Origin of the sequence: Mesorhizobium sp. LMG17149 (assembly GCF_024518695.1) — a bacterium.
GTDB lineage: Bacteria > Pseudomonadota > Alphaproteobacteria > Rhizobiales > Rhizobiaceae > Mesorhizobium.
Genome location: NZ_JANIFL010000002.1, coordinates 64332 through 81668 on the forward strand (window position 1 = coordinate 64332; position 17337 = coordinate 81668).

Below are 17337 nucleotides of genomic sequence, written 5' to 3' on the forward strand. Positions count from 1 at the left end.
TGCAACGCGATACGCCGTTGCCGACTTCGACAAGGAGAGACCCGTGACCGCTGCAAATACCAGAACCGAAACCGACACGTTCGGTCCCATCGAAGTTGCCGCCGACCGGTACTGGGGCGCGCAGGCGCAGCGTTCGCTCGGCAATTTCAAGATCGGCTGGGAGAAGCAGCCGGCGTCGATCGTGCGCGCGCTGGGCATCGTCAAGCGGGCGGCAGCCGAAGCCAACATGGAGCTCAAGCGGCTTGATCCTTCGATCGGCAAGACGATTGTCGCGGCGGCGCAAGAGGTCATCGACGGCAAGCTCGACGACCATTTCCCGCTGGTGGTCTGGCAGACCGGCTCGGGCACGCAGTCCAACATGAACGCCAATGAGGTGATCTCCAACCGGGCGATCGAGATGCTGGGCGGCGTCATGGGCTCTAAGAAGCCGGTGCATCCCAACGATCACGTCAATATGAGCCAGTCGTCGAACGACACCTATCCGACGGCCATGCACATCGCCTGCGCCGAACGCATCGTGCACGATCTGTTGCCGGCGCTGAAGCATCTGCACAAGGCGCTCGCCGCCAAGAGCAGAGAGTTCAATCACATCATCAAGATCGGCCGCACGCACACACAGGACGCCACCCCGCTAACGCTTGGCCAGGAGTTTTCGGGCTATGCAGCGCAGGTCGCCTCGTCGATCAAGCGCATCGAGCTGACATTGCCCGGCCTGCAGGAGCTGGCGCAGGGCGGCACCGCCGTCGGCACCGGCCTCAACGCGCCGGTCGGCTTCGCCGAAAGGGTGGCGGATCGCATCGCCAGCATTACGGGCATCGCCTTCGTCACCGCGCCGAACAAATTCGAGGCGCTGGCGGCCCATGATTCCATGGTGTTTTCGCACGGCGCCATCAATGCGGCGGCCGCCGCACTGTTCAAGATCGCCAACGACATCCGTTTCCTCGGTTCCGGCCCGCGTTCGGGCCTCGGTGAGCTGTCGCTGCCGGAAAACGAGCCGGGCTCGTCGATCATGCCGGGCAAGGTCAACCCGACCCAATGCGAGGCGCTGACGCAGGTCTGCGTGCAGGTGTTCGGCAACAATGCGGCGCTCACCTTCGCCGGCAGTCAGGGCCATTTCGAGCTCAACGTCTACAACCCGCTGATGGCCTATAATTTCCTGCAGTCGGTGCAGCTGCTCGCCGACGCCTCTGTCTCCTTCACCGACAATTGCGTCGTCGGCATCGAGGCCCGCGAAGACAACATCAAGGCGGCCCTCGACCGCTCGCTGATGCTGGTGACGGCGCTGGCGCCGACCATCGGCTACGACAATGCCGCCAAGATCGCCAAGACCGCGCACAAGAAGGGCACCACGCTGCGCGAGGAAGCGCTCGCCACCGGGCTGGTCAGCGAAGCCGATTACGACCGGCTGGTGCGGCCGGAGGACATGACGCATCCGGGGTAGTCAATTCCAGGAAAAGTGTCTTGCGGTTTTCGGTCCGGAATTGCGTCAACCAAAAGCCCGGTATTTCGTGACGGGAGAATTTACTTCCGTCACGACGTGACCCGAAGCGAATTTTGCGCAGGCCGCCCGATCACGGAAACGTAAGTACTGTGAACAATGTGTCGCCAGTCTGGTGGCTTTGGTGAACAGTCGGCTTGCTCTATCTCCCCGGTATCAACCCATCCCGGAGAGCCACAATGTCCATCAACACTTCAGTCGCCGGTTCCGGCGCATCCAATGCCTCGACCACCATCCTCCTCGGCCGCGTCCTGCTTGCCGTCATCTTCCTGCTTTCAGGCTTCGGCAAGCTGACCGCCATCGCCGGCACGGCGGGCTATTTCGGTGCCCTCGGCCTGCCCTTGCCGACCGTAACGGCCATTGTCGTCGGCCTGATCGAGCTTCTCGGCGGCCTCGCCATCCTCGTCGGCTTCAAGACCCGGATTGTTGCCTGGGTGCTGGCGATCTTCACCGTCGCCACCGGTTTGGTCGCCCATACCGGTTGGGCCGACCAGATGCAGATGATCCAGTTTCTCAAGAACCTCGCCATTGCGGGCGGCTTCCTCGTGCTGGCTTCCTCGGGCGCCGGCGCCTATTCGATCGACGCCAAGCGCGGCTGAGCCAAAAACTGGCAATAGCCGAACAAAAAGCGGCGCGGAATTTTCCGTGCCGCTTTTTCGTTGTTGTTACATGCCCGCCGATCTGTCGGCCGGGGTTTTCTGATAGGATCGGGGCTATCGGGAGGCCGGCCTGCGGCCGATAAGGGAGGTGAACATGCCTCGCAACGCGCTGCTCCTGCTCTCCCGGCTGCTGCTCGCCGCCCTGTTCGTGCCCTCCGGTATCCATGCATTGAGCGACATAGCCGGCACCACAGGCTATTTCGCCAACCTCGGCCTGCCGCTCCCGACACTTGCGGCCTGGGGCACGGGACTGTTCGAAGTGATCGCCGGGCTGCTCATCCTGGTCGGTTTCCAGACCGGGATCGCGGCGCTGCTACTCGCCGCCTTCTGCATTGCCGCCGGCTTCATCGGCCACTATGGCCAGGGCGGCGGCGACGCGATGCTAGCCTTCCTGCACCAGCAGATGCTGATGAAGGACATTGCGATATCAGGCGGATCTGTTGCGCTGGCGACGGCCGGTGCGGGAGCCTGGTCGGTCGATGGACGGGGCTATCGCATGTGGAATTCCTGAGATGTCTGCCCGGCACGGACACCCGCCCCTAACCCCTCCCCACAAGGGGAGGGAGACTTCCGTTGGCCGACCTAGGCGAATCGCCTGTCTTTTCGGCGCCAAAGAAGAATTAGAGGCACGCGGCAGCGTTCCCTCCCCCTTGTGGGGAGGGCTAGGGTGGGGGTCCTCTTCGCAAGAGTCCATGGCCCTGCGTCGACGGGCGTGGTTCGGCGTAACGCCTACTTGACCGACACGCCCTACTTCACCGACATGCTGGGCCCACCCTCGACAGCCAGCACCAGACGGCGGTTGGTGATCCTTGCCAGTTGCGCCAGGCGCCCGGCCGGCCGCTCGCCATAGAGATCGGCCAGCGATGCCGGCAAGACCAGCGCCAGCACGCCGTTGGCGCGCTGTTCCCATTTCAGCCTGGGCATGATGCCCGGCATCGACGCCGTCAGCAGGTAGACGACGCGCATCATCGCGGCGAGCACGCGCGCCCGCTCCAGATAACGCGGCGGCGCCAGCGCCTTGATCTCGGGGGCGATGGCTTCGTTGAAGATGCCGTCGTGACGATAGGCGTTGGCCATGGCCAGGAAGGCACGGCCGGGATGGTCGACGCCGAAGAAGGAGGCGTGCGCAATGATGTTGAGCGATTGCTTGCCGCGATATTCGGGGTGTGCGCGCCAGCCGATATCGGCCAGCAATGCGGCCGCGTGGCGGTAGCGCGCCTCGTCTTCGGTCTCGTCGATGCCGAAAGCGGCAAACGTCTTGGCGGTCCAGTCGACAAGTTCATGCGCATGGGTGACGGAGCGCGAGCGCAGGCGTGCAAGCTCCTCCGAGGCCGAAATCAGCGGATCGGCCTTCTGCTCCGCCTCGTCGAGCAGCGAATAGAGAAAGCCTTCGCGCACGCCGAGCGCCGAGACGACGATCTTCGACGGCTGCATCGCCGCCATGATCTCCTGCAGCACGACGGCGCCATAGGGCAGCAGCGAACGGCGGTTCTTGGAAACGCCTTCGATGCCCTTGACCTTCTCGATCTCGGCCTTGGCCACCTGCTTGAGGAAATTCGCCGCGCTTTCGGCCGAGATCTCGTAATGGTGCATGACGCCAAGCGGATAGTTGGTCATTTCCATGTGCAGCCGGGCGAGATTTCGCCAGGTGCCGCCAACGGCGTAGAAAGGCCTGCCCTGCCCGCCTTTCAACAGCTTGGCCTTCGCCAGTTCGTCACGCGCGATCTTCGCCGCCTGGGTCAGCGAGTTCTTCGCCATGTCCTGCAGGCGCAAGCCGCCCAGCGGCAGCGTGATGCCGTCGCCGATCGCTTCGCCGGCGACGTCGACCAGTTCGAGGCTGCCGCCGCCCAGATCGCCGGCGATCCCGTCGGCCGGATGGAAGCCGGAAATGACGCCGAGCGCCGAATAATACGCTTCCTGACGGCCGCTGATGACACGGATCTCAGTCTTCAGCACCTCCTCGGCGCGGTGAATGAAATCAGGGCCATTGACCGCCTCGCGGGCCGCGGCGGTGGCCAGCACATACATCTGCTCGGCGCCGGCTTGGTCGGAAAGCGCGCGAAAGCGACGGAACTCTTCCATCGAGCGCGTCACCGCCTCGGGGTCGAGCTTGCCGGTCGAAACGATGCCCCGGCCGAGACCGGCCAGCATCTTTTCGTTGAACAGCATGGTCGGCGAGCGCGCCAGCCCCTCATAGACGACGAGGCGGATCGAGTTCGATCCGATGTCGATGATGGACAGCGGTCGGCGGTCCTGCAGCCGGCCCTGGGAATCAGACAGCATCAGCCGGACGCTGCAGCGTTCTTCTTGCGGCGCTTGAACTGCGCAATGCGCTTGGGCGCATGCGACTTCAGCGCGTCACCCCGTCCCGACAGGCTCGGATTGGTCATGAAATATTCCTGCGCGTTGAACGGTTCCTCGCCCTCCTCCAGCACGACGCGCCGGGAGGTTCCATCAGCCAATACGTCGAAACTTTGCTGATTGTCCATGATGTTGCCCAGCATGATCTGGCCAAGGATCTGTTCGTGCACAGTTGGATTCGTGATCGGCACCATGGTTTCGACGCGGCGGTCGAGATTGCGCGGCATCAGATCGGCCGAGGAGATGTAGACGATCGCTTCGTCCGACGGCAGGCCGTGACCGTTGCCGAAACAATAGATGCGGCTGTGCTCGAGAAAACGGCCGACGATTGATTTTACGCGGATGTTTTCCGACAGGCCCGGAACCTGCGGCCGCAGGCAGCAGATGCCGCGCACGACAAGGTCGATCTCGACGCCGGCGCGGCTGGCATCGTAGAGCGCGTCGATGATGATCGGATCGACGAGTGCGTTCATCTTCATCCAGATGCGCGCCGGTTTCCCCTGCACCGCGTAGGCAATCTCGTCGGCAATGTGCTTGAGGATGCGGCTTCTCAGCGTGAACGGCGAGATCGCCAGCCGCATTTCGTCCGTCGGCTCGGCATAGCCGGTAATGAAATTGAAGAGCTGGGCGACATCGCGGGCAATCGTCGGATCGGTGGTGAAGAAGGACAGGTCAGTGTAGATGCGCGCCGTTACCGGATGGTAGTTGCCGGTGCCGAGGTGCACGTAGTTGCGCAGCTTGCCGTCCTCGCGCCGCACCACCAGCGACATTTTCGAATGGGTTTTCAGCTCGAGAAAGCCGAACACGACCTGCACGCCGGCACGCTCCAGGTCGCGCGCCCAGCGAATGTTGGCTTCTTCGTCGAAACGCGCCTTGAGCTCGACCAGCGCGGTGACCGACTTGCCGGCCTCGGCCGCGTCGACCAGCGCACGCACGATCGGGCTGTCATTGGAGGTGCGGTAAAGCGTCTGCTTGATCGCCACCACTTCCGGATCGGCCATCGCCTGGCGCAGGAACTGCACCACGACGTCAAACGATTCGTAGGGGTGATGGACGACGATGTCCTTCTCGCGGATGGCGGCGAAACAATCGCCGCCATGCTCGCGGATACGCTCGGGAAAACGCGGATTGTAGGGCATGAATTTCAGGTCGTCGCGAGGGACGGCGACGATCTCGGAAATCTGGCTGAGCGCCAGCGGCCCGGTGAGCACGCTGATGCGGCTCGACGACACGCCAAGCTCGCCTGCCACGAAGTCGCGCAATTCGCCAGGCATCAGCCTGTCGAATTCGATGCGGATCACCGAACCGCGCCGCCGCCGCTTCAGCGCCGTTTCGAACAGGCGCACGAGGTCCTCGGACTCCTCCTCGACCTCGATATCGCTATCGCGAATGATGCGAAACGTGCCGGAGCCCTTGACCTCATAGCCGGGGAAGAGCTTGCCGATATAGAGGCCGACCGCCTCTTCCAGCGGGATGAAGCGGACATGATGCTTGCGGTCTGGCAGGCGGATGAAGCGCTTCAGCGCCACCGGCAGGCGCAGCAGCGCGCTCATCTCCTCACCATTCTTGCGATGGCGCAATTGCAGCGCCATCGAGAAGCCGAGATTGGGAATGAACGGGAACGGGTGCGCCGGATCGATCGACAGCGGGGTGAGCACCGGGAAAACCTGTTCCTGGAAATGGTCTTCCAGCCAGATTTTCTCGTCCTTGGTCAGCGCATCGCGGGTGATGCTCTCGATGCCTTCCTTGTTGAGCAGCACGGTAAGCGCCGAAAGGCTCTTCTGCTGGTCTTCCTGCAGCCGCTCGACCTCACGCAGCAGCTGTTCGAGCTGCTGTTCGGGGGTGCGTCCGTCAGGGCTCTTCAGCGTGATGCCCTCGCGCACCTGGCCGGCAAGACCGGCAACACGGACCATGAAGAACTCGTCGAGGTTGGCGGCCGAGATCGACAGGAAGCGGACGCGCTCCAGCAGCGGATGATTGAGGTTCAGCGACTCCTCGAGGACGCGCCGGTTGAACTGCAGCCAGGAAAACTCGCGGTTGACAAACCGGTCCGGATTGCCGCCCTCCGGGCGAGCCACCTCGACATCAACGAATTCGTTCTGCACCGGCTTTAGTTCGTTCATGATTCCCGCTCTTCCACACCGTCAGCCAGGCTAAAGCGTCGTGCGTCATTCAGGACGCGCAAAGGACGCTCTGCCACTCCAAGGCGACGCATGGTCCTTGCCGAAAACCGATGTCGGTCTTCGGGGCCATGCGTTAACCGGCTTAACTTATCCTCTGACAGGCTTTTGCGACAGTTTCATTTCATCGAACTTGCAAAGAGGCCTGATATGATCCAGATGCAGACGAGACTGCGTTAAGGAGACGACGATGGCAGGCGGTTCCATTCCCCATTTTCAGAACGATGCGGGCTATCAGGCAATCGACATCGGCGTGAAGGAATTCATGTGCACGGGCGCCAATCCGCCTTTCGACCACCCGCATGTGTTTCTGGACATGGGCGACGACAACGAAAAAGTCTGCCCCTATTGCTCGACGCTCTACCGCTATTCTCCGAAGCTGAAGGCGACCGAGACGCTGCCGGCCGGCTGCATCTACATCGATCAGGCCGCCTGAGTCTTTCGCGACCAGCCCGATGACCGACACGCGATCCCGGCAAATTGTCATCGCCGGGGCGGGTGTCGCCGGATTGACCGCAGCGCTTGCATTCGCCGAACGCGGCTACCCTGTTCGGGTGTTCGAACAGGCGCAGCGCCTGGAAGCTGCCGGCGCCGGCATCCAGCTCTCTCCCAACGCGACACGTATCCTTCGCCAGCTTGGCGTACTCGACAAGCTGCTGCCGGCAGCGGTGCGGCCGGAAGCCGTGGTGTTGAAGGAGGCCGCGACCTTGCGCGAACTGGCGCGCGTGCCGCTGGGGCAAGCCGCCGAAACGCGCTGGCAGGCGCCCTATCTCGTGGCGCACAGGGCCGATCTGCAGAGCGCACTGACCGCGCGCGTTGCCGAGATGCCGGATATCCATCTCACCACCGGCGCCCGCATCGGCGACGTTGACACCGGCCCGGATGGCATCACCGCGACGGCCGAGATCAATGGCAAAACCGTCGAGGCGGAGGGCCTCCTGCTGGTTGGGGCCGATGGCGTCTGGTCGTCGGTGCGCAGGCTTGCCCGCTCGGCCAAGGGAGCGACCCTCGCAACGAGCCGTTTCTCCGGCGAACTGGCCTGGCGCGCCACCGTCGCGGCCGACAGTGCCGCCGGCCGGAGCTTTGCAGCCATCGGCGCCAGGGACTGCGTCACCACCTTCCTGCATCCCGGCTTCCATATGGTCGCCTATCCCGTCAGCAAGGGTGCGGCCTTCAATCTCGCGGCCTTCACCAGGGGCGACCGCATTGCCGAAGGCTGGTCCGGCAACGCCGACGCCGGGATCCTGACCCGAGCCCTGCGCGGCACCGCGGCAGAACTTGCCCGCCTGGTCGAGCAGGCCGGCCCATGGACCGCATGGCCGATCCACACTGTTGACCCGCAACAGCCCTGGACAACGCCGAACGGCATCGCGCTGATCGGCGACGCCGCGCATGCGATGACCCCGTTCGCGGCGCAAGGCGCGGCCATGGCGATCGAGGATGCGGCGACGCTTGCCGAGGCCGTCTACGCCTCCCCCACTAACCCCTTGGCCGCGCTTGCGGTTTGGGAGCAGTCACGGCGACCGCGTGTCGCGCAGGTCGCCCGACGCGGCGCTGTCAACCGGCTGGCCTGGCATGCCTCGGGTCCGGTGGCGATTGCGCGCAATGTGTTCCTGAAGGTGCGCTCGGAAAAGCTCGCGGCGGATCTGGATTGGCTCTATGGGTGGCGGGCAGTTGAGGCTGCTGTCAGGCGTTGAAAGCCTGACAGGCTGGCGGGACAGCGCCCCCCTCTGTCCTGCCGGACATCTCCCCCACTTGGGGGGAGATCGGCCGGCACCGCCGATTTCACCAATCTCGAACGTTGCAGGGCCGCAGGAAAGAGCGGGGCGCCGAACCGCCAATCTCCCCCCTCGTGGGGGAGATGTCCGGCAGGACAGAGGGGGGCGCGAAGGAATGAGGCGTCTCGCATTGGCGAAACGCGACAAGACGAGACAGCTAATTATACAGCCGCATCGATAGCCCGAGCGATGCAGGCAGCGGGTTCCACCAGCCGGTGCGCAGGCCGGCGATGCGCAAGGCCGCCGCCGTCCAGGTGTTGCAGCCGACCAGTGCGTTGAAATGGCCATTGGCTTCGTAGAAGCCGTCGAACCTGGAATAGGCTGCGTCCGGAACGAGGATCGGGCCTTCCGGTCCCCGCTGGAAACTGGCATCGATGAAATCGAGCAACGCCGCGAACCGGTCCTCGCCGATGTCGAACCCCGCGATATCAGCGCGCGGTTCGACGATGTCACCGGCGACATCGACATGCATGACCGACGCGTCGAGTGTCAGTGCCTTCATCACCGGCACCGCCTTCAGCTCGGACCATGTCGGCGTCTCCAGGTAGAAGGCGCGGCCGCCCCAGCCGAAGACGATGTAGCGGACCTCCGGCCTGTCGGCCGGTATGCCCGCGTCGACCAGGAAATGGAAACGCCGGCGCACGGCGTCATCGACCGGGATGGCGATATCGGTGTGGATCGGATTGTTCAGCACCAGGATGTGGCGTGTCGCGGCTGGCACGGCGGCGGCGGCCGGCCACAGCGGCCGTGGCACGAGGGTGCCCGTCGTCACGGCGAGTGCGACGAGAACCAACAGAAGACCCAGAAAACGTCCCAGTCTTTTCATTGAAAGGCGGCCCTGCAAACGCACTCCGGCGACACGAACGCCCGCCTGTTCTCCCATACGCAAAAGAGCCCGGCAGTGTTTCAGCCGGGCTCTTCGTGGCCGTCGAGGCCTAGTGCAGGATCTGCGACAGGAACAGCTTCGTGCGCTCGTGGCGCGGATGGTCGAAGAACTCGGCCGGCGTGTTCTGCTCGACGATCTGGCCCTGGTCCATGAAGATCACCCGGTTGGCGACCTTGCGGGCGAAGCCCATCTCGTGGGTGACGCACAGCATGGTCATGCCTTCCTCGGCAAGGCCGACCATGGTCTCCAGCACTTCCTTGATCATCTCCGGATCGAGCGCCGAGGTCGGCTCATCGAACAGCATGATGCGCGGGTTCATGCACAGCGAGCGGGCGATCGCCACACGCTGCTGCTGGCCACCGGAAAGCTGGCCGGGATATTTGTTGGCCTGTTCCGGGATCTTGACGCGCTTGAGGAAATGCATGGCGATTTCCTCGGCCTGCTTCTTCGGCGTCTTGCGCACCCAGATCGGCGCCAGCGTGCAGTTCTCCAGGATGGTCAGGTGCGGGAACAGGTTGAAGTGCTGGAACACCATGCCGACCTCGCGGCGCACCTCGTCGATCTTCTTGAGATCGTTGGTCAGTTCCTTGCCGTCGACGATGATCTTGCCCTTCTGGTGCTCCTCCAGACGGTTGATGCAGCGGATCATGGTCGATTTGCCGGAGCCGGAGGGGCCGCAGATGACGATACGCTCGCCGCGCATCACTTTCAGGTTGATGTCCTTCAGCACATGGAACTCGCCGTACCATTTGTGCATGGCGATGATGTCGATGGCGACATCGGTCGTCGAAATCTGCATCTTGGCGGCGTTGACCTTGATCTCTTCGGCGCTGACGGCATTTTCGGTGGCCATGACAGGGATCCCCTTGTTCTTTTGTCGTTGGTAGTGATGCATGTCGTTATCCCAAAACCGCTATACACTTTTGGGCGACATGCATCAGCGTTTGTGGCCGGTGTCGAGCCGGCGTTCGGTGTACATTGAATAGCGCGACATGCCGAAGCAGAACAGCCAGAAGACGAAGGCCGCGAAGATCAGGCCGGACCTCGCCGTCTGCGCGGTCGCCCAGTTTGCATCGGAGAAATTCTGTTTGACGATGCCGAGCAGGTCGAACATCGAGATGATGATGACCAGGCTGGTGTCCTTGAACATGCCGATGAAGGTGTTGACGATGCCCGGGATGACCAATTTCAGCGCCTGCGGCATGACGATGAAATACATCTTCTGCCAATAGCCGAGGCCGAGCGAATCGGCACCTTCATACTGGCCCTTGGGGATCGCCTGCAGGCCGCCGCGCACCACTTCGGCCATATAGGCCGCGGCAAACAGCGACACGCCGATCAGCGCGCGCAGGAACTTGTCGAACGACACACCCTCCGGCAGGAACAGCGGCAGCATGACGCTGGCGAAGAACAGCACGGTGATCAGCGGGATGCCGCGCACCGTCTCGATGAAGACGACGCACAGCGTCTTGATGATCGGCATCTTGGAACGGCGGCCGAGCGCCAGCACGATGCCGAGCGGCAGCGACACGGCAATGCCGACGAAGGACAGGCTGAGCGTTACCAAGAGCCCACCCCAAAGCGAGGTCTCGACATGCGGCAGGCCGAACATGCCGCCGACCAGCAGGACGAAGGCGACGATCGGCAGCACGAAGAACAGCAGAACCGCATTCAGCCCTTTGCGCGGCACCTTCGGGATAAGCATCGGCACCAGCAGCGCCACGAACAGGATAGCGACCAGGATCGGCCGCCAGCGCTCCTCGATGGGATAGCGGCCGAGCATGAACTGGCCGAATTTGGCGTTGACGAAAGCCCAGCAGGCGCCGGTCCAGCCATCCGGCTGGATGCCTCCTTGCGCCACCGTGGCGCATACGGTTCGGTCCGGTCCCGTCCACACGGCGTTGATGAACGCCCAATTGATGATTTGCGGCAGGATCATCGCCACCAGGGCGATGCCGACGATTGTCAAGATGGTGTCGCCGGCAGAAGCGATCAGGTTCTTGCGCACCCACGCGCCGAGGCCGGTGACGCTGGCGGGCGCCGGCTGCGCCAGCACCATTTCGGTTCGCACCCAGGACATATCATGTTCTTGCATGTCCTTACCTCACCTCTCCACCAGTGCCATCTTGGCGTTGAACCAGTTCATCACAAGCGAGGTCAGCAGGCTGATGGCGAGGTAGATCACCATCATGATCACCACGCCCTCGACGGCCTGGCCGGTCTGGTTCAGCACCGTACCGGCGGTCGCCGTCAGGTCCGGATAGCCGATGGCGATGGCCAGCGAGGAGTTCTTGGTCAGGTTGAGATACTGGCTGGTCAGCGGCGGAATGACGATGCGCATGGCCTGCGGCACGACGACCAGCCGCAGGATCGATCCGGACCGCAAGCCCAACGCACCAGCAGCTTCCGTCTGGCCCGCGCTGACACCCCTGATGCCGGCGCGCACGATCTCGGCGATGAAGGCGGCGGTATAGCAGGACAGCGCCAGATAAAGCGACAGGAACTCCGGCCGGACCTGGAAGCCGCCGGTCAGGTTGAAAGTCGACTGCTTCGGGTAGTCGAAGCTCAGGGGAAAGCCGCTCAGCGCATAGGCGAGCAGCGGAAGCCCGACGATCAGCGCCGCGGATGTCCAAAACACTGGAAATTGCTGGCCGGTCGCCATCTGCCGTTGCCGCGCCTTGCGCGCGACGAACCACGCCATGGCGATGCCGACGAGCAGGGCGACGAAGATCAGCCATGAGCCGTCGCCCCACACGGCGCGTGGAAAATAGAAACCGCGCTGGTTGAGGAAGGAGCCGAACGGCAAACCGATGCTGTCGCGCGGCGCCGGCAGCACGGCCAGCACGCCGGAATACCAGAAGAAGATGACCAGCAGCGGCGGGATGTTGCGGAAAACCTCGACATAGACCGTGCAGATCTTCCTGATCAGCCAGTTCTGCGAGAGCCGGCCGATGCCGATGACGAAGCCGATGATTGTCGCGGTGATGATGCCGACGATGGCGACGATCAAGGTATTGATGAGGCCGACCAGAATGGCGCGGCCATAGGTCGAATCCGATGAATAGGCGATCGCGCTCTCGCTGATGTCGAAGCCGGCGCGGCCCTTGAGGAAGCCGAAGCCTGAAGCGATGCGCAGCCGCGTCAGATTGTCGATGACGTTGTGGGCAATCCACCAGACGCCCGCCACCAGCAGCACGACGACCAGCACCTGGAAGAATATGCCCCGGATTTTCGGATCGTTGATGAAGGAACCGCGGCTGGGCTCCTCGCGAAGTACTTCCTGCGATGCCATTCGACCGTCCCTGGAAAGAGAAACCGGGAGGCAGATGATCTGCCTCCCGGATCACATTTCGATCAGCGGATCGGCGGCGCGTATTGCAGGCCGCCCTTGGTCCACAGCGCGTTGATGCCGCGCGCGATCTTCAGCGGGCTGCCCGAGCCGACATTGCGCTCGAACATTTCGCCATAATTGCCGACGGCCTTGACGATGTTGACCACCCAGTCATTGGAGACGCCGAGATCGGTACCGATCTTGGTATCGGCTTCCTGGCCGAGCACGCGCTTGATCTCGGGGCTGGCCGAGTTCTTCATCTCATCGACATTGGCCTTGGTGATGCCGAGCTCTTCAGCCTGCAGCAGCGCGAAATAGGTCCACTTGACGATGTGGTACCACTGGTCGTCACCCTGGCGAACGGCCGGTCCGAGCGGCTCCTTGGAGATGATCTCGGGCAGCACGACGTGGTCGGCCGGCGCTCCCAGCGTCAGGCGGATGCCGTAGAGGCCCGACTGATCGGTGGTGTAGACGTCGCAGCGGCCGGCATCATAGGCGGCGTTGACCTCTTCCAGCTTCTCGAAGACGACGGGATTGTACTCCATCTTGTTGGCCTTGAAGTAGTCGGCGAGGTTCAGCTCGGTGGTGGTGCCGCTCTGTACGCAGACGGCCGCGCCCGAAAGCTGCAATGCCGAATTGACGCCCGGCAGCTTCTTGGCGTTGATCATGAAACCCTGGCCGTCATAGTAGGTGACGCCGATGAAGTTCAGGCCAAGCGCCGTATCGCGGTTGATGGTCCAGGTGGTGTTGCGCGACAGGATGTCGATCTCGCCCGACTGCAGCGCGGTGAACCGCTCCTTGGCGCTGAGCGGCGTGAACTTGACCTTGGAGCCGTCACCAAAGACGGCGGCCGCGACAGCGCGGCAGAAATCCGCATCGATGCCTTGCCAGTCACCCTTGTCGTCCGGCGCCGAAAAGCCGGCAAGGCCGGTGGAGACGCCGCACTGGATGAAGCCCTTCGCCTTGACGGTGTCGAGCGTGGCCGCCGACGCGGCGGACGCCATCAATCCAAGCGTGGCGGCGCCTAGAATGCCGATAGCAATGTGTTTCATGACCCACAGACCCTTTTCTCTGTTTTCAGGAGTAAATCCTGATTTTTTTCTCCCGTGTGAACGCGGCTTCATCCCGGCCCATTCCCGAAACCCCGCATCGTAACCGACGCGCCGCCTCCCATTCACAAATGTCATCGAAGGCGATAATTCCTGTGAGGTCAAGGGAAATGACCGAAACCCAAAGAGTTTGAAAACCGATTGCCGCAAATGCCCGATTTACAGACAAACACGCCCGCGATTTAGCCAGCAGGGCTAATAAAGGCGGCAAATCTCATGCAACGCCAACGCGGGGCCAATACGGGCCGCGGCAGCGAAATCCATCCCGGGCAATACCTCGTCGTTGTTGACCTCCCCGTGCGACGAACTACCAGGTCCCAGGATTGTCATCTGACAATTTACTGACGGCTGCATACCAATACAGACCGCCGACGAAGACTGTTCTCAAAGGGCTTGAAAGACGATCCAGATCCCGATGGCGGCTATCAACGCGCCTGAAACGCGCGGAATCAGCTGCCCGGTCGGCACCGTCTTCTCCAGCAGAACAAGGATGGCGATGCCGGCGATCCACAGCACGTTCATGACGCCACCGACGAACAACAGAGCCATCAGCGCCCAGCAGCACCCCAGGCAATAAGCGCCGTGATCCATGCCAAGCCGAAGCGCGCCGAGCGGAGCGGAACGGAATCCGCCACGGCCGGCCAGGAACGCGATCGGCGCCTGACATTGGCGCAGGCAGACGCCCTTCATCGGCGTCCATTGATAGAGACCGGCGGCGATCAGAACGAGGCCGCCGAGGATCGCGCTGCCGGTCGCCATCGAGGGATCGAGCAAGGCTAGACGGGCGAGAAGCCATTGCGCACCGGTCGCCAGGAGGCTGAAGACGACCCAGACGGCGAGATAGCCGGCAAAAAACCATCCCGTCGAAGCGATGGGCCGGCCATCCGCCCGCGCCTTGCGGCCGACACCGGCATAGAGCAGCAACATCGGCGCGACCGACGGCGTCATCATGCCGACCATCATCACCGCCCACATCGTGAAGGTGAAGGCGAAATCGCCCAATGCCCAGGGCCGGAAGCCGGGCGCCATGGCGGCGCCCATATCCATGCCGGCCATATCCATGCCGGCCATGTCGCCGCCTCCGCTATCCGGCAAGGGGGAGCCGGGCATGACCATGGTGGCGGCGAGCCACAGCACATAGGTCCAGGCGAGCACGGCAATCACCACGAGCGCGGCCATCACGACCGCGCGATCGCGCCTCAGCACCGCCTCGAGGGCCGTATCGCCCATTGGATCAGGTCAATGCACGATGCCGCTCTGCGTAAGATGCAGATTGGCGAAATGGCTGTGCGTATCGGCCAGTTCGAACTTGATCGGGCCCGTCGCCTTGGTCCAGCCGCGCCCGACCTCGGCGATCGCGTATTCGAAGCCGTGCGGCAAGTCGATGCGCGCCTGGTGCGCGGCGCCGGTGACCGGATTCCGGATCGGCTCGCCGCGACCGTCGGTTATACCCTCGACATGCAGCTGACTGGTTCGCGCGTCGACGTCGATCTTGAATTCGATCGGCGCGAAGATCGGATCGTGGAATTTCTCCAGCGTGGTCGAAAAGACCTGAAATATCGTTGCACCTGGCTCGGTGTCCAGACCGCCCAATATGCGAAGCAGCGCGCCACGTTGGGCTTCCGTCGCCCTCTCGTCGATGACCACCGCGGCTTCACCCCCGCCCTGGTGTATGGCGCCGGGCCAGCTGAAAATCCCGACGAACCGCAACCCGTCGAGCTTGGTGTCGCCGTGATGGCCGCTCTCGATTTCCATGCCGGCGACCGCCTGGCAGAATCCGTATGTCGGCATGGCGTTAAACTGGCACGGGCAGCCATAGGCGCAGTTGCAGTTGATGAATTCGCTCGCCTTCATGGCCCATTTGACGTCCGGCATGGCATTCCTCCCTGGCCGCGCTCACGCTTCGTGAGCGCGATCCGGATCGTGGAGGACCAGAGGTCAACCGGCAGCAACCATCCGGCAGCATCTGATCGAAGCAATCCGGCGATTAACATTAGCCGACGATCATATACCATCCACAGCCGCCCACAATAGGCCGATCGGCTGAGATAAGGGCTCCGAACGCAGGTCAATAAAGGCCGCGCCTTTCGCGATAGGAATTTTTTCTTGACTCCCTGCACTCAGCTATGGTACATATTCGTCCATGGTGCTGATTTGCGCCGATAACCCGCCGCACAGGCGGGTTTTTCGTTTGATACCCTGTCCCAGCATCGCTGTTTTTGCCGTGACGAACTGGCATATCGAAGTCCGCCTCCTGGCGGGCGGTGGCTGTTGCACGGTCCATAGCGCCGCACTATGGCTAGCGGCTTGTCAAACAAGGCGACGCAGAATGGCGAAAGACGGCAGCGAGCACGGCGGGATGGGCATCAACACGCGGCTTGCCCATTCGGGCAACAATCCGCATGACTATTTCGGCTTCGTCAATCCGCCGGTGGTGCATGCTTCGACCGTGCTGTTTCGCGACGCGGCTTCGATGGCGGCACGCACCCAGAAATACACTTACGGCACGCGCGGCACACCGACGACCGATGCGCTTGCCCATGCCATAGACGCGCTGGAAGGCTCGGCAGGCACGATCGTAGTGCCGTCGGGCCTTGCGGCGGTGACGGTGCCGCTACTCGCCTTCGTCTCGGCCGGCGACCATCTGCTGATCGTCGATACCGTCTATCATCCGACCCGCAATTTCGCCGACACGATGCTGAAGCGGCTGGGCGTCGAGGTCGAGTATTACGCCCCCGATGTCGGCGCCGGCATCGCGGCGTTGATCAAGCCCAACACCAAGGTGGTGTTCACGGAATCGCCGGCCTCCAACACGTTCGAGGTGCAGGACATCCCGGCTATCGCCAAGGCGGCGCACGCCGCGGGCGCCATCGTCATGATGGACAATACGTGGGCGACGCCACTCTATTTCCGTCCGCTCGACCACGGCGTCGACATCTCGATCCATGCGGCGACCAAATACCCAGCCGGCCATTCCGACGTGCTGCTCGGCACGGTGTCGGCCAATGAGAGCTGCTGGACGCATCTTTACGAGAGCTTCTGCACGCTTGGCTGTTGCGCCGGGCCCGACGACGTCTACCAGGTGCTGCGTGGCCTGCGCAGCATGGGCGTGCGCCTCGAACACCATCAGCGCAGTACGCTTGCCATCGCCTCCTGGCTCGAGGGCCAGAAGGGCGTGGCGCGCGTGCTCCACCCGGCCCTGCCCAGCCATCCGGACCACGCTCTGTGGAAGCGAGATTTCTCCGGCTCCAGCGGCATCTTTTCCATCGTTCTTGCCGGTGGCGGCCAGAAGCAGCAGCACGCCTTTCTCGACGCGCTGCGGATCTTCGGCCTCGGCTATTCCTGGGGCGGCTATGAGAGCCTTGCCGTACCGGTCTGGCTCGGCGACCGCGTCGTTGCAAAAGCGCCCTATGAGGGTCCGTTGATCCGCCTGCAGATCGGCCTCGAGGACGTCGACGACCTGAAGGCCGACATCTCGCGCGGCCTGACCGCCGCGGCGGCTGCGTAGCGGAATTCTATTCCCTAAAATTGCGGT

The 17337-nt window shown here is 63.0% G+C and carries 15 protein-coding genes; 6 read left to right on the plus strand and 9 right to left on the minus strand.

Annotated features, from left to right (window positions below; translation table 11 throughout):
* Positions 1-43: 43 nt before the first annotated feature.
* The 3 genes from fumC (at position 44) to NP945_RS03600 (ending at position 2668) form a co-directional block, all read left to right on the plus strand.
* On the plus strand, positions 44-1441 hold the full coding sequence (fumC, locus tag NP945_RS03590; protein ID WP_256745596.1) for a class II fumarate hydratase: 1398 nt from the start codon (positions 44-46) through the stop codon (positions 1439-1441).
* A gap of 236 nt (positions 1442-1677) precedes the next feature.
* Positions 1678-2097, plus strand: a complete 420-nt coding sequence (locus NP945_RS03595) for a DoxX family protein (protein ID WP_127332224.1) — start codon at positions 1678-1680, stop codon at positions 2095-2097.
* Positions 2098-2251: 154 nt separating this feature from the next.
* The gene (locus tag NP945_RS03600; RefSeq protein ID WP_256745597.1) at positions 2252-2668 is read left to right on the plus strand and encodes a DoxX family protein; all 417 of its coding nucleotides are present in this window, start codon (positions 2252-2254) and stop codon (positions 2666-2668) included.
* Positions 2669-2904: 236 nt separating this feature from the next.
* Here the strand turns inward: NP945_RS03600 and ppx are convergent, their stop codons facing one another.
* Both ppx and NP945_RS03610 read right to left on the minus strand, forming a co-directional pair.
* Entirely contained in the window at positions 2905-4440 is a 1536-nt protein-coding gene (ppx, locus tag NP945_RS03605) for an exopolyphosphatase (protein ID WP_127408977.1), read from the minus strand.
* On the minus strand, positions 4440-6641 hold the full coding sequence (locus NP945_RS03610) for an RNA degradosome polyphosphate kinase (RefSeq protein WP_127810804.1): 2202 nt from the start codon (positions 6639-6641) through the stop codon (positions 4440-4442). Before NP945_RS03610 ends, ppx begins: the two co-directional genes overlap by 1 nt.
* Positions 6642-6888: 247 nt before the next feature.
* Here NP945_RS03610 and NP945_RS03615 point away from each other — a divergent pair, with 247 nt between their 5' ends.
* Both NP945_RS03615 and NP945_RS03620 read left to right on the plus strand, forming a co-directional pair.
* A complete protein-coding gene (locus NP945_RS03615; RefSeq protein WP_023814125.1) occupies positions 6889-7134 on the plus strand; it encodes a zinc-finger domain-containing protein in 246 nt (81 codons plus the stop codon).
* Positions 7135-7153: 19 nt separating this feature from the next.
* Entirely contained in the window at positions 7154-8395 is a 1242-nt protein-coding gene (locus NP945_RS03620) for an FAD-dependent monooxygenase (protein WP_256745598.1), read from the plus strand.
* Positions 8396-8633: 238 nt separating this feature from the next.
* On the opposite strand, the gene NP945_RS03630 is transcribed toward NP945_RS03620, so the two are convergent.
* The 7 genes from NP945_RS03630 to NP945_RS03660 form a co-directional block, all read right to left on the minus strand.
* Entirely contained in the window at positions 8634-9302 is a 669-nt protein-coding gene (locus tag NP945_RS03630) for a TIGR02117 family protein (RefSeq protein WP_256745599.1), read from the minus strand.
* A gap of 109 nt (positions 9303-9411) precedes the next feature.
* On the minus strand, positions 9412-10161 hold the full coding sequence (locus tag NP945_RS03635) for an amino acid ABC transporter ATP-binding protein (RefSeq protein WP_031213892.1): 750 nt from the start codon (positions 10159-10161) through the stop codon (positions 9412-9414).
* A 138-nt stretch (positions 10162-10299) separates the two neighbouring features.
* Entirely contained in the window at positions 10300-11457 is a 1158-nt protein-coding gene (locus NP945_RS03640) for an amino acid ABC transporter permease (RefSeq protein WP_127321837.1), read from the minus strand.
* Between the two features lie 9 nt (positions 11458-11466).
* Complete coding sequence (locus NP945_RS03645) at positions 11467-12654, minus strand: amino acid ABC transporter permease (protein WP_256745600.1); 1188 nt, start codon at positions 12652-12654, stop codon at positions 11467-11469.
* 62 nt (positions 12655-12716) lie between these two features.
* Positions 12717-13745, minus strand: coding sequence for an amino acid ABC transporter substrate-binding protein (locus NP945_RS03650; RefSeq protein WP_023814120.1), 1029 nt, complete (start codon positions 13743-13745; stop codon positions 12717-12719).
* Between the two features lie 441 nt (positions 13746-14186).
* Complete coding sequence (locus NP945_RS03655; RefSeq protein WP_256745601.1) at positions 14187-15032, minus strand: DUF2182 domain-containing protein; 846 nt, start codon at positions 15030-15032, stop codon at positions 14187-14189.
* A gap of 9 nt (positions 15033-15041) precedes the next feature.
* The gene (locus tag NP945_RS03660; RefSeq protein WP_023814117.1) at positions 15042-15677 is read right to left on the minus strand and encodes a DUF1326 domain-containing protein; all 636 of its coding nucleotides are present in this window, start codon (positions 15675-15677) and stop codon (positions 15042-15044) included.
* Positions 15678-16131: 454 nt separating this feature from the next.
* Here NP945_RS03660 and NP945_RS03665 point away from each other — a divergent pair, with 454 nt between their 5' ends.
* Positions 16132-17310, plus strand: a complete 1179-nt coding sequence (locus tag NP945_RS03665; RefSeq protein ID WP_127269118.1) for a cystathionine beta-lyase — start codon at positions 16132-16134, stop codon at positions 17308-17310.
* Positions 17311-17337: the final 27 nt, after the last annotated feature.

Bases quoted from the DNA above. Each gene is read 5' to 3' on its own strand.
- NP945_RS03595 (WP_127332224.1), top strand. From the start codon at position 1,678: ATGTCCATCAACACTTCAGTCGCCGGTTCCGGCGCATCCAATGCCTCG.
- NP945_RS03600 (WP_256745597.1), top strand. From the start codon at position 2,252: ATGCCTCGCAACGCGCTGCTCCTGCTCTCCCGGCTGCTGCTCGCCGCC.
- ppx (WP_127408977.1), bottom strand. From the start codon at position 4,440: ATGCTGTCTGATTCCCAGGGCCGGCTGCAGGACCGCCGACCGCTGTCC.
- NP945_RS03610 (WP_127810804.1), bottom strand. From the start codon at position 6,641: ATGAACGAACTAAAGCCGGTGCAGAACGAATTCGTTGATGTCGAGGTG.
- NP945_RS03615 (WP_023814125.1), top strand. From the start codon at position 6,889: ATGGCAGGCGGTTCCATTCCCCATTTTCAGAACGATGCGGGCTATCAG.
- NP945_RS03620 (WP_256745598.1), top strand. From the start codon at position 7,154: ATGACCGACACGCGATCCCGGCAAATTGTCATCGCCGGGGCGGGTGTC.
- NP945_RS03630 (WP_256745599.1), bottom strand. From the start codon at position 9,302: ATGAAAAGACTGGGACGTTTTCTGGGTCTTCTGTTGGTTCTCGTCGCA.
- NP945_RS03635 (WP_031213892.1), bottom strand. From the start codon at position 10,161: ATGCAGATTTCGACGACCGATGTCGCCATCGACATCATCGCCATGCAC.
- NP945_RS03640 (WP_127321837.1), bottom strand. From the start codon at position 11,457: ATGCAAGAACATGATATGTCCTGGGTGCGAACCGAAATGGTGCTGGCG.
- NP945_RS03645 (WP_256745600.1), bottom strand. From the start codon at position 12,654: ATGGCATCGCAGGAAGTACTTCGCGAGGAGCCCAGCCGCGGTTCCTTC.
- NP945_RS03650 (WP_023814120.1), bottom strand. From the start codon at position 13,745: ATGAAACACATTGCTATCGGCATTCTAGGCGCCGCCACGCTTGGATTG.
- NP945_RS03655 (WP_256745601.1), bottom strand. From the start codon at position 15,032: ATGGGCGATACGGCCCTCGAGGCGGTGCTGAGGCGCGATCGCGCGGTC.
- NP945_RS03660 (WP_023814117.1), bottom strand. From the start codon at position 15,677: ATGCCGGACGTCAAATGGGCCATGAAGGCGAGCGAATTCATCAACTGC.
- NP945_RS03665 (WP_127269118.1), top strand. From the start codon at position 16,132: ATGGCGAAAGACGGCAGCGAGCACGGCGGGATGGGCATCAACACGCGG.